Consider the following 14,706-nt stretch of genomic DNA (forward strand, 5'->3'; position numbering starts at 1 on the left):
CGCCGCATGGTCTCGATCGGTGCGATGCATTTTTAATGAAAGTTGCGTCCGCGCGGCATCACCTCAGCGGTTTCCGCCGCGCCCGCATGGCGGCCTGTGGCAACCATGCGTTTTTCCGGGTCCGCCGTTTCCTGCGCATTTACAAGCTTTTTCTGCCGCTGATCGGCACCCGGCCTCAGCACCTCGTCTGCTCGCTCGCAGACTCCGAAACGCCGGACCTCGCGTTGCAGGATACCGAGTGCCGGCGTCATGTCCTCGATATGCTCGACGACGGTATGGATCACCCCGCTCTGGCATTGCAGCCTGCCGCGGATTTTCACCAGCCGAGCGCCCATCACGACCGAGCGGTATTTGTCGAACATTTTCGACCAGACGATCGCATTGGCCACGCCGGTCTCGTCTTCCAGCGTCATGAAGATCACGCCTTTGGCCGAACCAGGCCGTTGGCGCACCAGCACGAGGCCCGCGATCGTCACCCTCTTTCCGTTCGCGACCTTCAACAGATCGACATTGCGTGTGATGCCGGCCTTGCGCAATTCCTCACGCAGGAAGGAGACGGGGTGCGCCTTCAGCGACAGTGAGAGATAACGATAGTCCTCGATAACCTGCTCTCCGGGCAGCATTTCCGGCAACTTTGCCGCAGGCTCGGCCTGGAGGTCGACATGACGAACCTGCTCGAAAAGCGGCAGCTCCTCGGTCGCACTCCTCACATCCAGCGCCCGCACTGCCCAGAGCGCGTCGCGTCGTGACAGTTTGAGGGATCGGAACGCATCGGCATCCGCCAGTCGCTCGATGACCGATTTCTGCAGACCGGACCGCAGCCAGAGATCACGCACCGAGCTGTAGCCTTCGCCGCGATGGCTGACGAGCCGTTCCATATCGTCTGTCGAAAGGCCCTTGATCTGCCGGAAGCCGAGCCGCACCGCATGCCGGGTCTTGATGATCTCGCGCATCTCATGATGCCGAAAATCGATAGCATTCCGATCGAAAGCGGCCTCTTCCAGACCGCAATCCCAGTTCGAGTCATTGATATCGACCGGCAGGATCGCTACCCCGTGCTCGCGTGCATCCCGCACCAGCTGCGCCGGCGCATAAAAGCCCATCGGCTGGGAATTCAGCATCGCCGTGCAGAAGACGTCGGGATAATAGGCCTTGAGCCATGAGGAGGCATAGACGAGCAGTGCGAAGGAGGCGGCATGGCTTTCCGGGAAACCGTATTCGCCGAAGCCTTTGATCTGGTTGAAACATTGCTTCGCGAACTCCGGATCATAGTCCTTTGAAACCATTCCCTCGATAAACCGCTTTTCGAAGTTGCCGATCGTACCCGTTCTCTTGAATGTCGCCATCGCTCTGCGAAGCTTGTCGGCTTCCGCCGGTTTGAAGCCTGCGGCGGTAATGGCGATCTGCATGGCCTGTTCCTGGAACAAGGGCACGCCGAGGGTTCTTTCCAGAACCGTTTCCAGCTCCTTGCTCGGATATTTGATCGGAATGTTCTTGGCCCGCTGCTCCCGGCGCTTCAGATAGGGATGCACCATGTCGCCCTGGATCGGTCCTGGCCGCACGATCGCCACCTCGATGACGAGATCGTAGAACACCTTCGGCTTAAGACGCGGCAGCATGCTCATCTGCGCCCGGCTTTCGATCTGGAAGACGCCGAGCGTATCGGCCCGGCCCATCATCTCGTAAACCGGCTCGCCTTCATCCCCATGCTCCTTGTTACCAAGGTCTGCGAGCGTCTTCTTCACGTCGTAATGCAATTCAAGCAGCGAGAAGGCCTTCCGCAGGCAGGTCAGCATGCCGAGCGCCAGCACATCCACCTTGAGGATCTTGACGTTATCGAGGTCGTCCTTGTCCCACTCAATCATGTAGCGATCCGGCATCGCCGTCTTCATGATCGGTACCACCTCGTCGAGCCTATCGCGCGTGATGACGAAGCCGCCGACATGCTGGGTGAGGTGGCGCGGGAAGCCGAGAAGTTCGGTCGCATACTGAAGAACGTTTCGGGTCACCGGATCCTTGATGTCGAGACCCGCCGCCTTCGCGTCCCGCTCCAAGAGATTATCCTCCGACCAGCCCCAGACGAGGCTGCTGATCGCCGACTGGACATCCTCCGACAGCCCAAAGGCCTTGGAGACCTCGCGGCCCGCCGAGCGCGTACGGTAGGTGGTCACCCCCGCCGTCAGCCCAGCATGTTCTATGCCGTATCTTTTATAGATGAACTGGATGACCTCTTCACGCCGGTCATGCTCGAAATCGACATCGATATCCGGCGGCTCGTCCCGGTCCATCGAAATGAAGCGATCGAAGAGAAGCGTACTCTTTTCAGGATTGACTTCCGTTATCTCGAGGCAATAGCAGATGACCGAATTTGCCGCCGATCCGCGCCCCTGACACAAGACCTTAAGTTCATAGCGGGCGTGCTGGATAATCCTGTGAACCGTCAGGAAATAAGAGGCATATTTCTTTTTTTTAATGAGATCGAGTTCATACTCGATCTGTGGCGCCACCTTGGGCGGGATACCCTTGGGATAGCGTCTTGCGGCTCCCGCTCTCGTCAGCCTTTCGAGAGTCTCCTGCGGCGTTTCACCAGGATCGTTTTCCGGCGGATAATTGTGCTCCAGTTCCTTCAGCGAAAAGGTCAGCCTGTCGAAGAATGTCTGCGTATTCTCGATCGCATTAGGATACTCCCGGAAGATCCGGGCCATTTCACGTGAATCCTTGAGGTAACGTTCAGCATTCGGCGCCAGCAGGAACCCGGCTTGCGATATCTGCACATGCTCCCGGATCGCGATCACGACATCCGAAAGCGGCCGGCGTTCAGGATGATGGTAAAGCGGCTGGTTGGTTGCAATCAGCGGCACACGGTTTCGAGCGGCAAGCATGGCAAGCACCGCAAAGACCTGCCTGTCGCGGCCATCATAGGCTGGCGCCAGCGCCATATAAAAAGCCTTGCGGAAGCGCCTGCGAAACCGTTCCAGGTAATCTTCCAGCGTCGGCTGACCCGCCTGATGACCGACAAGGGTGCGATCGGGAACGAGAGCAAGCATCATCTCGTCCCCCCATTCCATGAGTTCCGCTTCCGTCAGAATGCAGCTTCCCTTGACCGCTTCCTCCTTCAGATTGCCGGCGCTCAGAAGACGGCAAAGGTTCGCCCAGCCTCGCCGGCTCCGGGGATAGGCGAGGATATCAGGCGTTCCATCGGAAAAGACGAGACGGGCGCCCGGCTGAATCCGGATAGGATCGAGGATCTCCTCCTTTTTTCCTTCCTTCTTCGCTTGGGCCAGAATCGCATCCTTGTTCTTGTATCTCTCCTCAAGCTGCTCCGCCTGCGCATGCGCCCGCACCACGCCGGCAACCGAATTCCGGTCCGCAATCCCGAGACCGCCGAGCCGTAGACGAGCAGCCTGCACGACCATCTCCTCCGGGCCGGAGGCGCCTTCAAGAAACGAGAAATTCGTCCTTGTGCCGATCTCGAAGAGTGCGCGCGCGATTGTCATGCGAACACGCCATGCATGAACCAGCGAGGATCAAGCGCCTGACCATAAAAGCCCCGCCGATAGATCCAGAAGCGATGTCCGGTCTCATCCTCGATGCGGAAATAGTCGCGCGACTCGGCGTCATTCCCATCGATCCACCATTCCATGGCGATCCGTTCCGGCCCTTCGCTTCTTGCCACCTGATGCTGAATGCGCCGCCAGCGGAAGATCTGCGGCGGACCATCGGGCACTTCGGCAAGGATGGTCTCGACGGGCTCTGGCGTTGCAAAGAGCCGCAGCGGGCGCTCTTCGCGGAAAGGAAGCTGGATGTCCTGCGCTGCCTTCCGCCTGGGAAGGCTCTCCATCACAGGAACCGTGATGACGGCGCGTTCCGGAACATGGCTCTCGCGGAGCTGGAAGCTTTGCAGGCAATCCGCACCAAGTCGGGCCGAGACCCGGTCGACGAAGGCCGAAAGCGAGACCTCTCCCTGACGGTCGCCCTCGAAATCACCCTGCGCCTCGTTGAAGGGATCGTGCCGCAACACATTCAACCGCAGGATCTCGAAACCATAGCCGGCATCGAGATCGTCATAGACCGCCTGCAATCGCTCGGAAAAAAGTCCGGCGATGAACTTTGGTTCGCGAAGCGGCTGCGAAGCGCCGACGGAGATACGAAAGACCCTGCCGTCGACGCGGAACAAGACCAGTTCGAACACCCGCCCGCCAGCACCCCGCGCCTCCAGCGACGGCTGCAGCGATAAGGCGACCTGCCTGGTGACGGCAAGGATCTGTTCTTCCGTCCCGATGGGCTCGATCAGCCGGCTTTCGGCCGAGAGGCTGGCAACAGGACGCCGGGGCGAGACCGGCTCCTCTTCACGTCCCAGCGCCTGGTCGAGACGCAGAAGCAGCTCCGGGCCGAACCGGCGGGTCAATGGCGCTCGCGGCGCATCGATGACGTCGCCGATATATTTCAGACCGAGCTTCTTCAGAGCATCGACGGTCCGTCCTTCCAGCCGCAAGGCTGCAACCGGCAAGGACACCAGCACATGTTCCGTCTCTTCGTCCTCGATCACGCCGCCTTGCCCGAAGCGGGACGCGGCCCAGGAAAGGCCGGGTGACGATGAGATCGCGCCGCGGGCATCGAACCCCATATGAAAAAGCCGCGACAGCACATCCCGAAGAAGCGCCTTTTCACCGCCGAAAAGATGGGCGCAGCCGCTAATGTCGAGAAACAGGCCGTCCTTGCCGTCGAACGCCACCAGCGGCGTATAACGGTCGCACCAGTCGGCAATTGCCTCCAGCAACCGGCGGTCGGCCGCCGGATCCTCTTCCGCGACCTCGAGCATGGGGTACATGGCGCGCGCTTCGGCAACGCCGAGCTCCTTCCTCAACCCCAGCCTCTCGGCCAACTCGTCCAGTGCCGTTAGCCGCATGGCATTGTTGAGCTTGCCGGAACAGACGATAGGCGGCGTCTCAGGACGCCCTTTCGAACGCCAGGAGAGCCCCCATCGCTTGCGGGCGATGCGGTCCGTTGGCAGATGCGGGAAGCTGAGCGCCAGAATGCGCTGACTGTTCGCCTGGAGGACGAACGAGGTTTGGTTCGGCGACAGGGAGAAATTCGCGTTCATGGGGATTCCACTCCAGAAGAAAGGAGAGCGGGGCCGGATTTCGGCTCTTCTCCAGCGTCAGACGGAAAATCGGATTGCCGATGCTGCCGGAAAGTGTCGATCCATCCGGCAACGACCGCAGAGCGGACGGGGCCGGTTCGACATGCAGACGGAAGGCCGCACTGCTTGCCTCCTCCGCCCCGGCCTGACGGACAAGAAAGAGCGGACGGCGGGCAGCATGCGCCCTGAGACTGAGCCTGCGGCTTTCGGTCAGGCCGAAATGGGCGGGATTGCCCCGGACTTCAAAGATGACGGCCGAGAAGGCAGCACTTTCCACCGCCACCTCCGCCAGCCAGAGCGCCTCGTCCAGCTTGCGCGGCGCGGCATGGAGAAACCGCTCCGGGCTCAGCCCGAAATCCCGAAGCCCGGGAGCATAGGGACGGCCGGCCTCCAGCGTGCCGACGGCATCGCCGATCCAGAGCAACGGCAGAAGGCGGCCGGCATCCGCCTCCTGTTTTTGCAGCCGCGCGGCAACAGCCATCGCCAGCCCGCTTGCAGCACCGGCATCGCGAGACAGAGCGGAACGGAATTCGGTGATCGCATCGAGCGGCAAGCCGCCTTCCAGGGCGCCGTCGAGCAACTCCACCCCAAACGCCAGGGGCGGCAGAATGCGCTCCTGGCGGGTCTTACGTCCTTCTGCCAGGGCTTCCCGCTCCGCTGCGGCAAGTGCCGGCGCGAGTCTTCCCTCCAGTCTGGCGATGGTTTCGCGGAGCGCAAAAAGCCGCTCGCGCGCCAGGGCGTGCTGCGCCATGGCGTTCTCCGATCCGTCTTGTTCCTGTTATGTTCTTATAGATTCCAGAGAGCTAATGAAGAGTCAACGGCCATTTTCTATGAAAATATTCCTGCCTTTGATTCCGCACTCGAAAATCGGCGATAAAGGTTCTATATGGGCCCGCAAAGGAAGGAATATTCATGGCCCGCATAGACCAGAGCGATGATTGGCGGGACCGCCATGCGCCGACGATCAGCGCCTTCGAGTCGCTGGCGATGGAGGCCTATAGCCATCTGCCGGATGAATTCCGCCAGCTGACGACCAACCTCACGATCGAGATCGAAGATTTCCCCGATGACGACGTTTTCGAGGACATGGCGCTGGAAACCCCTTTCGATCTGCTTGGCCTTTTCGAGGGCAGGGGCATTTCCGAACGTTTCACGGTGGAAACCGGCGAGATGCCGAACCGCATCCGCCTCTACCGCCGCCCCATCCTCGATTACTGGGCTGAGAACGACGAGACGCTCGGCGATATCATCACCCACGTCCTGATCCACGAAATCGGCCACCATTTCGGGCTGAGCGACGATGACATGGAGCGGATCGAGGCAAGCGCCGAGGAAGCAGCCGAGCGATAGAACGCCGCGCGTCCAAGGACGCGCTAAGGACGCTCTATCACTTTCAATCACGCATAATCCTTTCCGAAAATCGATTACGATTTTCGGGGTTATGCGCTAAAACCTCACTGCTCGGAGAGTTTCATCTCAGGATCGTAATCCTTGCCTTCGACATGTTTGACGACGGCCTGGCCGCACTGCATCGCGCCGATTGCGGCATTGAAGGCATAGGTCGGGGAGCCCTCCAGCGACCAGCCCTTGTTGAGGGCGGCGGTGACCTTATGGCAGAAGGAAGCATCGTCAGGACCGGTCAGGAAGCGGTAGAGTTTCATCACATCGTCTTTCGTGCTGCAGCCTGGCGGGCTGCGATCAGGCGGGCTTTATGGACCAGACTTTCCGCCTGGACAAGATGCAGCCGCTCGACCATCCGCCCGCCTGCATTGATGACGTTCAGCCCATCGGAAGCGGGGTCGGCAAAGGCTGACATGATCGCCTCCGCTTCCGCAATCGCTGCCGGATCCGGACCGAAATGGCGGTTGGCGGGCTCGATCTGCGCCGGATGGATCAGCATCTTGCCGGCAAAGCCCATGGCCCGGCCCTGCAGACATTCGGCATCAAAACCCTGTTCGTCCCTGAAATCGTTGAAGACGCTGTCGATCGCATCGAGCCCGTAGGCGCTGACAGCAAGGACGACCTGCATCAGCCACGGCACGAGATAGTTCCTCCCTGGCTGTGGAAGCACGCCGGTTTCCTTGCGCAGGTCGTTGAGCCCGACGACCAGGCAATCGAGCCGCGAGCCCGGCGTGCGCCCGGCTTCGGTGATAACAGCCGCATTGAGGATGCCGCGCGGCGTCTCGATCATCGCCCAGATGCGCAGATCTTCCGGCGCATCCGCCTCGGAGAGAAAGTCACTGAGCGCCATGACATCCTGCGGTTCGTCGACCTTCGGCAGCAGCACGGCATCAGGAGCAAGCGCCGTCACCAGCTCCATGTCCGCCAGGCCGAAATCGGTGGACAGGCTGTTGATACGGATGATCCGCTCCTTGCCTTCGAGCGGTCGAGCCGAAAAGAAATTCCTCAGGTTTTCCCGCGCTTCCGCCTTCTTTTCCGGCGCCACGGAATCCTCGAGATCGAAGATCACCGCATCGCAATCGACCGCATGGGTTTTTTCGAGGGCGCGGGGATTGATGGCAGGCACGCTCAGCACCGAACGGCGCAGGCGCATGGAGCGGGTCGTGGGGTTTCGGCTCATGGCGAATTAGTGCCAAGCTTTGAAAGCCGAAGCAAGCAGCCCACCCCAGAACATCTAGCAGAACAACAAAAAGCCATGCTTGCCTTGCAGAGAGGAAGGAGAAGGACCACATTCCTTTCCGAAGAAAGGTCTCTAACCATGCAGAACATTCGCTCCATCTTCCTCATGCTTGCCGGCGCCACCGTTTTCGTGGCCATGCTGCTTTTCACCTTTTCGGTGACGCTCGCCGTCGGCGGCATCCTGACCGTGCTCATGGTCGGACGTGCGCTTTCGATGAAGATGAAGCCCGTTCCGGTCCGCGCCAAGGCAAACAACGGTAAGCGTGAGATGCGCGTGTGGAACGACGGCCGCGGCACGATCATCGATCTCTGATCACCGGATTTTCCAAAAATTTTGACCGACACTGTCGGCTCCAGATTCCATCATGCGTCCTTGAAACAGCCAGGCATTCCGCCGGCTCGTGAAAAACGTATGGAGGACGAGCATGGATACGACGACAGAGAGCAACTCGACCAAGATGCCGCCGGTCAAGAATGGCCTGCTGCCTTATCTGACGGTCGATGGCGCGGTGAAAGCTGCGGAATTCTACAAGAAGGCTTTCGGCGCCGAAGAGGCATATCTCGTGCCGGTCGACGAGAGCGGCAGAACGATGCATGTGCATCTCTACATCAACGGCAGTTCCCTGATGTTGTCGGACGCCTATCCCGAATACGGCCATGCCTTCAAAGGCCATGAAGGCTTTGCCATCCAACTGGTGATCGATGATATCGATTTCTGGTGGGATCGCGCGGTTGCCGCCGGCGCCGAAGTCGTCATGCCGGTCGAACTGATGTTCTGGGGCGATCGCTATGGCCAGCTTCGTGATCCGTTCGGCGTCCTCTGGGGGTTGAACGCACCGTCCAAATAAGGGACAGGCCGCAATCGGCGGACCGCGCGAAACGTCGCGTGGCCGCCATCTGTGAAAGATTCTCCTTCATTTCGGCGAAAAACTGGACTAGATGCAAATTCAGAAAGTAGATTTGCTGAAATGGAGCATAGGTCATGGATAAATTCGTGAAGCTCACGGGCGTTGCAGCGCCGCTGCCGGTTGTCAACGTCGACACCGACATGATCATTCCGAAGGATTATCTGAAGACGATCAAGCGCACCGGCCTCGGCACCGGCCTCTTCGCGGAGGCTCGTTATAACGAAGACGGCTCAGAAAACCCGGATTTCGTGCTGAACAAGCCGGCCTATCGTGATGCCAAGATCCTCGTTGCCGGCGACAATTTCGGCTGCGGCTCCTCGCGCGAGCACGCGCCCTGGGCGCTTCTCGATTTCGGCATCCGCTGCGTCATCTCGACCAGCTTTGCCGATATTTTCTACAACAACTGTTTCAAGAACGGCATCCTGCCGATCAAGGTCAGCCAGGAAGATCTCGACAAGCTGATGGACGACGCCTCGCGCGGCTCCAACGCCGTCCTGACCGTCGATCTTGAGAATCTTGAGATCACCGGCCCCGATGGTGGTTTGATCAAGTTCGATCTCGACGAGTTCAAGCGTCACTGCCTGCTGAACGGCCTCGATGACATCGGCCTGACGCTGGAAAAGGGCAAGGCGATCGACAGCTTCGAAAAGAAGAACGCTGCTTCGCACCCCTGGGCAGCCTGAACCTATCCAATCGGTTACCGATCAAGCCGGGCCTTTCGCCCGGCTTTTTCTTTGGTTGGGTCAAAGAAATTTTTCTTTCCAGCCCCTGAGTTTTTCGAGCGACACGCCGATGCCGCCGCAGACTTCGATAAGCGGATTATCGAAGCGCTGAAGCAGCCCGGCATGTACATCGGCAACCGCAAGGGCCGCACCGCAAGCCGGCTCGACCAGAATGCGCTGCGCATCAGCAAATTTCAGGCAGGCGGCAACGGCATCGGCGTCGCTGACGACAACACTTTCGATCGGATGCTGCTTCGGCAAGTCGAAGACATGCTGCGCCACCTGCCGCGCCCCGAGCGAATTGGCAATCGAAGTAATGGCGGGAAGGGTGATACGCTCATTCGCCTTGAGGCTGGCGTTCAGCGAGGCCGCCCCCTCCGTTTCGACGGCGATAACAGGCACATCGGAAAGCCCGTTGCGCTTCAATCCCTCGACAATGCCGGCAAGCAGCCCGCCGCCACCGACGCTGGTGATGACGCAATCGAATTTTGCCCCCTTCGCCACCACCTCGTCGATCAGCGTGGCATGGCCATCCCACAGAAGCGGATGGTCGAAGGGGTGAACATAGGTTGCCTTGCGGCTCCGGGCGAGTTCGACTGCATGAGCATTGGCCTCATCGAAAACCGAACCATGAACGAGGACATTCGCACCCGTTGCGGCAATCGTCTGCCGGACATCGGCCGCCGTCGTCTCCGGCACGACGATCGTGACCGGCACACCGAGCGCCCGGCCGGCATAAGCCGCGGCAATGCCGGCATTGCCGCCGGAAGCGCAGAAGATCTCGCGCGCCCCATTTTCCACCTCGTGCTGGCAAAGCCGGCCGACGCCGCGCAGCTTGAAGCTGCCGGAAGGCTGCAGAGCATCGAGCTTCAGCCAGAGAGGTTTGCCGCTGGCGCTATAGCCAGGTGCCGTCTGAACCAAGGGCGTGTCGAGATGGAGAGGTACGAAAGGCATGGGAACCATCCAGGATAAAGATAGGGTAACCGTTTAATCCGTTTGCGGACGCAGGAGCAACCGTCACTGCTCAGAGCGAAGCGTACCGATTCACCGCTTCTGTCGCTTGAAATGCCCAATTCCGGGGTCTAAGAAACCGCAACTTGTTTTTCCCAGGAGGGTTTCATGACAGCGCGCAATCTTTTCCTGCTGCCGGGTGACGGCATCGGTCCCGAGGCCATGGGCGAGGTCCGCAAGATCATCGCCTATATGAACGAGGCGATGAATGCCGGTTTTGTCACCGACGAAGGCCTTGTCGGCGGTTGCGCCTATGATGCGCATGGCGCTGCGATCTCGGAAGCCGACATGCAGAAGGCGATTGCCGCCGATGCCGTTCTGTTCGGCGCCGTCGGCGGCCCGAAATGGGATAGCGTGCCTTATGAAGTGCGCCCGGAAGCCGGCCTGCTGCGCCTGCGCAAGGATCTGCAGCTCTTCGCAAACCTGCGCCCCGCCATTTGCTATCCGGCCCTTGCTGCGGCATCGTCGCTGAAGCCGGAGCTGGTCGAAGGCCTCGATATCCTCATCATCCGCGAGCTGACGGGCGGCGTCTATTTCGGCGAGCCGAAGGAAATCATCGACCTCGGCAACGGCCAGAAGCGCGGCATCGACACGCAAGTCTACGATACCTACGAGATCGAGCGCATCGCCGGCGTCGCCTTCGAAATGGCCCGCACGCGGCAGAATCGCGTCTGCTCCATGGAAAAGCGCAACGTCATGAAGTCGGGCGTGCTCTGGAACCAGGTGGTGACCGAAACGCATAAGGCGAAATATTCCGACGTCCAGCTCGAACACATGCTGGCCGATGCCGGCGGCATGCAACTGGTGCGCCAGCCCAAACAGTTCGACGTGATCGTCACCGACAATCTCTTCGGCGACATGCTCTCCGACGTCGCCGCCATGCTGACCGGTTCGCTCGGCATGTTGCCATCGGCCTCGCTCGGCGCGCCTGACGGCAAGACCGGCAAGCGCAAGGCGCTTTACGAGCCGGTGCACGGCTCGGCCCCTGACATCGCCGGCAAGGGTATCGCCAATCCGATCGCCATGATCGCCTCCTTCGCCATGTGCCTGCGCTACTCCTTCAATCTGGTGAAGGAAGCCGACGATCTGGAAAAGGCGATCGCCAACGTGCTCGACAAGGGCATCCGCACCGGTGACATCATGGCCGATGGTGCAAGGCAGGTCGGCACCATCGAGATGGGCGACGCGATCCTCGCCGAGTTCAAGACGCTTTCCGCCTGATATTTCACGTGAAACAGTTCCGGCCCTTCGCAGGATTCTTGCGGAGGGCTTTTTTCTCAAGACCGCGAGCCCTATCGGCTCGGTCGAATTATCCCAAGCAGACTATCCTCGGCCACAATCTCGTGTATTTTCGCGCCGGATTTTAACCAGTGCATAACCTCGAAATCGGAATCGATGTTCGGAAAGCATTGTGCGCCAATTCAAAGTGATAGAGCGTCCTTAGTGCATCCTGTTGGACGCGCGGCGCTCTAGAGCAAAATTCGAACGGACGACGGAATGCGGGCATTTTGGGCTTCCCTAAACAGGCGCTGGCACCGGAGCAATGCCGGCATGCCGCCTTTGCGCTGGCAGACCTGCCTTTTCATCACGCTGAATGCCGTGATCCTTTCCATGCTGCTCTTCGATGCACCGATCGGCGCCAGCAAGGCTCCTGCACCGGTGAAGCACCTCGGCGAAATGCTGACCGGTTTCGGCGATTCCGCCTGGCTGATCTACACCAGCATCCTGCTGTTCTTTCAGGGCCGGGCAGGCTACAAGCTTGTGAAGACAGCGCGCTCCAAGGCGCAGGCGCTCTATGTCAGCTGGATCGGCGCTTATCTCTTCATCACGGTCGTCTTCTCCGGGCTTCTCGCCAATCTGCTGAAGCGGGCGATCGGCAGGGCACGTCCCGATCATTTCCATGACTACGGTATGTTTTCCTTCACGCCCTTTTCGGGCCATTCCGCTTTCGAAAGTTTCCCGTCCGGCCATTCCACCACGGTCGGCGCCTTCTTCGCCGCCTTCGCCCTGCTGTTTCCACGCTACCGTGTTGCCTTCATAGCCTGCGCCATCTGGCTCGCCATGACGCGTGTCATGGTCGGCGCCCATTATCCGAGCGACGTCATCGCCGGCCTTGCCTTCGGCGCCTGGTTCTCGCTGCTGACGGCGATCGTCTTTGCCCGCTGCGGCTTGCTCTTCAAGCTGGCGCCGGATGGCTGGCCGCTCTCGAAGCGGCTGTTTCGCACTGCATGATTCAAAATGTTACAGCGTCCTTTGCGTCCGAAAAGACGCGCGGCGCTGTAATATGCAAAAGCCCGGCGCCTTGTGCGCCGGGCCTTTTCTAAGCAAGGATTGGCTCAATCCGCCGCTCAATCCATGGCGTGGATATCCCTGTTCTTCGTTTCCGGCAGGAAGATCAAGCCGATCACCAGCGTGATCGTCGCAAAGACGATCGGGTACCAGAGACCGTAGTAGATATCGCCCGCGGCAGCGCTCATCGCGAAGGCCGTCGCCGGAAGCAGGCCACCGAACCAGCCGTTGCCAATGTGATAGGGCAGCGACATGCCGGTATAGCGGATGCGGGTCGGGAAAAGCTCGACCAGCAGAGCGGCGATCGGGCCGTAGACCATCGTCACATAGAAGACAAGGACGAACAGCACGGCGATCGTGCCGATCCAGTTAACGCGAGCCGGATCGGCGACCATGGCGAAGGTGCCGCCATTGGCGATATTGTAGACCGTCATGTCGGTGACGCCATTGGCCTCATCCGCGGTCAGCAGCTTGGTCTCGACCAGCTTGGCCGCAGGCACGGTTTCCTTCTCGCCGGCGCGCACGGCATCGGCGTTGAGCGACAGCTCGGGATTGGCTGCGATGAAGGCGTCGAGCTTGGCATCCGGCACCTTGACGGCGCCGCGGTTCAGCGGATAGCCGGCATCGTGGAGCGCGATGTTGACGCTCTTTTCGAAGGCGGCGGTCATCCCCTTCGCCTTGTCGCCGGCAGCGACGACGTCGAAGCTTGGGATCGTCGCGTTGCCGACCTTCACCGTTGCCGGCTGTCCGGCGGTACCGGGCACAACGTCGTAAGGCACCGAGTTCCTGGTCAGGAACGCCGTTGCCACGTCGCAGGAACTGGTGAACTTCGTCGTCCCGGTCGGGTTGAACTGGAACCTGCAATCAGCCGGATCGGCCGTCACCGTTGCCCGAATCGAAGCCTGCGCTTCGGCAAGCGCCGGGTTCGCCGTCCAGGTCATCGCCTTGAACAGCGGATTATAGGTCACCGCCGCAATGAAAAGGCCTGCCATGATGATCGGCTTGCGGCCAATCTTGTCGGAGAGACCGCCGAAGATGACGAAGAAGGGCGTGCCGAGGAGAAGTGCGATGGCCACCATGACATTGGCCGAAAACAGGTCCACCTTCAGCACGTTCTGCAGGAAGAACAGCGCATAGAACTGGCCGCCGTACCAGACGACCGCCTGGCCCATGGTGGCGCCGAGCAGCGCGATGATCGCGATCTTGGCATTTTTCCACGTCCCGAAGGCCTCGGTCAGCGGCGCCTTGGAGCCTTTGCCTTCTGCCTTCATCCGCTGGAACGCCGGCGATTCGTTCATCCTCAGGCGGATCCAGACGGAAATGCCGAGCAGGACGACCGAGACCAGGAACGGAATGCGCCAGCCCCAGGCGGCAAACTGAGCCGCACCCATCAGATATTGAACCAGGACGATGACGATCAGCGACAGGAACAGGCCGAGCGTTGCCGTCGTCTGGATCCACGAGGTGAAGTAGCCGCGGCGCCCGTTCGGCGCATGTTCGGCGACATAGGTGGCCGCGCCGCCATATTCACCGCCCAGCGCCAGACCCTGGAGCAGACGGAGCGCGATCAGGATGATCGGGGCTGCGATACCGATCGTGGCGGCACCCGGCAGGATGCCGACGAGGAAGGTCGACAGACCCATGATCATGATCGTCATCAGGAAGGTGTATTTACGGCCGACGAGATCGCCGAGACGGCCGAACACCAGCGCGCCGAAGGGGCGCACCAGGAAGCCGGCGGCAAAGGCGAGCAACGTGAAGATGTTACGCGTTGCCTCGGGATATTGGGTGAAATAGGTCGCGCCGATATAGGTGGCGAGCGAACCATAGAGATAGAAATCGTACCATTCGAAAACGGTGCCGAGCGAAGAGGCGAAGATGACCTTCTTCTCCTCACCGGTCATCGGACCGGCCTTTGCGCCGTCGATGCTTGCGACATTTGCCATTGTCTGTCCTCCACAGAGTGATGATCACGCGCGCGACCTACTCTCCT

13 protein-coding genes are annotated in these 14,706 nt (G+C 60.2%); 6 read left to right on the forward strand and 7 right to left on the reverse strand.

Annotated features, from left to right (window positions below; genetic code table 11):
* Positions 1-32: 32 nt before the first annotated feature.
* From AC25BC_RS21345 to AC25BC_RS21355, 3 genes are read right to left on the reverse strand one after another with little or no spacing between them, the layout of a single operon-like run.
* On the reverse strand, positions 33-3,497 hold the full coding sequence (locus AC25BC_RS21345; protein WP_012759497.1) for an error-prone DNA polymerase: 3,465 nt from the start codon (positions 3,495-3,497) through the stop codon (positions 33-35).
* Entirely contained in the window at positions 3,494-4,909 is a 1,416-nt protein-coding gene (locus AC25BC_RS21350) for a Y-family DNA polymerase (protein WP_041935600.1), read from the reverse strand. Before AC25BC_RS21350 ends, AC25BC_RS21345 begins: the two co-directional genes overlap by 4 nt.
* 40 nt (positions 4,910-4,949) lie before the next feature.
* Positions 4,950-5,894, reverse strand: a complete 945-nt coding sequence (locus tag AC25BC_RS21355) for an ImuA family protein (RefSeq protein ID WP_012759498.1) — start codon at positions 5,892-5,894, stop codon at positions 4,950-4,952.
* A 161-nt stretch (positions 5,895-6,055) separates the two neighbouring features.
* Here AC25BC_RS21355 and AC25BC_RS21360 point away from each other — a divergent pair, with 161 nt between their 5' ends.
* Complete coding sequence (locus AC25BC_RS21360) at positions 6,056-6,493, forward strand: metallopeptidase family protein (RefSeq protein ID WP_003543974.1); 438 nt, start codon at positions 6,056-6,058, stop codon at positions 6,491-6,493.
* Positions 6,494-6,597: 104 nt separating this feature from the next.
* Here AC25BC_RS21360 and AC25BC_RS21365 read toward each other — a convergent pair whose 3' ends face one another.
* Positions 6,598-6,804 (reverse strand): DUF1737 domain-containing protein, encoded by a 207-nt coding sequence (locus AC25BC_RS21365; RefSeq protein WP_012759499.1) that lies wholly within the window; start codon positions 6,802-6,804, stop codon positions 6,598-6,600.
* Complete coding sequence (locus AC25BC_RS21370) at positions 6,804-7,724, reverse strand: HpcH/HpaI aldolase/citrate lyase family protein (RefSeq protein ID WP_113546688.1); 921 nt, start codon at positions 7,722-7,724, stop codon at positions 6,804-6,806. Before AC25BC_RS21370 ends, AC25BC_RS21365 begins: the two co-directional genes overlap by 1 nt.
* 138 nt (positions 7,725-7,862) lie before the next feature.
* Here AC25BC_RS21370 and AC25BC_RS21375 point away from each other — a divergent pair, with 138 nt between their 5' ends.
* The 3 genes from AC25BC_RS21375 to leuD all read left to right on the forward strand — a co-directional run bounded on the left by AC25BC_RS21375 (position 7,863) and on the right by leuD (position 9,374).
* Positions 7,863-8,096 (forward strand): hypothetical protein, encoded by a 234-nt coding sequence (locus AC25BC_RS21375; protein WP_012759501.1) that lies wholly within the window; start codon positions 7,863-7,865, stop codon positions 8,094-8,096.
* Between the two features lie 112 nt (positions 8,097-8,208).
* A complete protein-coding gene (locus tag AC25BC_RS21380) occupies positions 8,209-8,631 on the forward strand; it encodes a VOC family protein (RefSeq protein WP_012759502.1) in 423 nt (140 codons plus the stop codon).
* 134 nt (positions 8,632-8,765) lie between these two features.
* Positions 8,766-9,374, forward strand: coding sequence for a 3-isopropylmalate dehydratase small subunit (leuD, locus tag AC25BC_RS21385; protein ID WP_012759503.1), 609 nt, complete (start codon positions 8,766-8,768; stop codon positions 9,372-9,374).
* 60 nt (positions 9,375-9,434) lie between these two features.
* On the opposite strand, the gene AC25BC_RS21390 is transcribed toward leuD, so the two are convergent.
* A complete protein-coding gene (locus AC25BC_RS21390) occupies positions 9,435-10,367 on the reverse strand; it encodes a pyridoxal-phosphate dependent enzyme (RefSeq protein ID WP_012759504.1) in 933 nt (310 codons plus the stop codon).
* A 165-nt stretch (positions 10,368-10,532) separates the two neighbouring features.
* Here AC25BC_RS21390 and leuB point away from each other — a divergent pair, with 165 nt between their 5' ends.
* Both leuB and lpxE read left to right on the forward strand, forming a co-directional pair.
* Complete coding sequence (leuB, locus tag AC25BC_RS21395) at positions 10,533-11,645, forward strand: 3-isopropylmalate dehydrogenase (RefSeq protein WP_012759505.1); 1,113 nt, start codon at positions 10,533-10,535, stop codon at positions 11,643-11,645.
* A 276-nt stretch (positions 11,646-11,921) separates the two neighbouring features.
* Positions 11,922-12,656, forward strand: a complete 735-nt coding sequence (lpxE, locus tag AC25BC_RS21400; RefSeq protein WP_080518565.1) for a lipid A 1-phosphatase LpxE — start codon at positions 11,922-11,924, stop codon at positions 12,654-12,656.
* 116 nt (positions 12,657-12,772) lie between these two features.
* On the opposite strand, the gene AC25BC_RS21405 is transcribed toward lpxE, so the two are convergent.
* A complete protein-coding gene (locus tag AC25BC_RS21405) occupies positions 12,773-14,659 on the reverse strand; it encodes an MFS transporter (RefSeq protein ID WP_012759507.1) in 1,887 nt (628 codons plus the stop codon).
* Positions 14,660-14,706: the final 47 nt, after the last annotated feature.

This window comes from Rhizobium sp. WSM409 (assembly GCF_057653825.1).

Coding starts and splice junctions, on each gene's coding strand:
- AC25BC_RS21345 (WP_012759497.1), bottom strand. CDS start 3,497: ATGACAATCGCGCGCGCACTCTTCGAGATCGGCACAAGGACGAATTTC.
- AC25BC_RS21390 (WP_012759504.1), bottom strand. CDS start 10,367: ATGCCTTTCGTACCTCTCCATCTCGACACGCCCTTGGTTCAGACGGCA.
- AC25BC_RS21375 (WP_012759501.1), top strand. CDS start 7,863: ATGCAGAACATTCGCTCCATCTTCCTCATGCTTGCCGGCGCCACCGTT.
- AC25BC_RS21405 (WP_012759507.1), bottom strand. CDS start 14,659: ATGGCAAATGTCGCAAGCATCGACGGCGCAAAGGCCGGTCCGATGACC.
- AC25BC_RS21355 (WP_012759498.1), bottom strand. CDS start 5,894: ATGGCGCAGCACGCCCTGGCGCGCGAGCGGCTTTTTGCGCTCCGCGAA.
- lpxE (WP_080518565.1), top strand. CDS start 11,922: ATGCGGGCATTTTGGGCTTCCCTAAACAGGCGCTGGCACCGGAGCAAT.
- AC25BC_RS21350 (WP_041935600.1), bottom strand. CDS start 4,909: ATGCGGCTAACGGCACTGGACGAGTTGGCCGAGAGGCTGGGGTTGAGG.
- AC25BC_RS21360 (WP_003543974.1), top strand. CDS start 6,056: ATGGCCCGCATAGACCAGAGCGATGATTGGCGGGACCGCCATGCGCCG.
- leuD (WP_012759503.1), top strand. CDS start 8,766: ATGGATAAATTCGTGAAGCTCACGGGCGTTGCAGCGCCGCTGCCGGTT.
- AC25BC_RS21365 (WP_012759499.1), bottom strand. CDS start 6,804: ATGAAACTCTACCGCTTCCTGACCGGTCCTGACGATGCTTCCTTCTGC.
- leuB (WP_012759505.1), top strand. CDS start 10,533: ATGACAGCGCGCAATCTTTTCCTGCTGCCGGGTGACGGCATCGGTCCC.
- AC25BC_RS21380 (WP_012759502.1), top strand. CDS start 8,209: ATGGATACGACGACAGAGAGCAACTCGACCAAGATGCCGCCGGTCAAG.
- AC25BC_RS21370 (WP_113546688.1), bottom strand. CDS start 7,724: ATGAGCCGAAACCCCACGACCCGCTCCATGCGCCTGCGCCGTTCGGTG.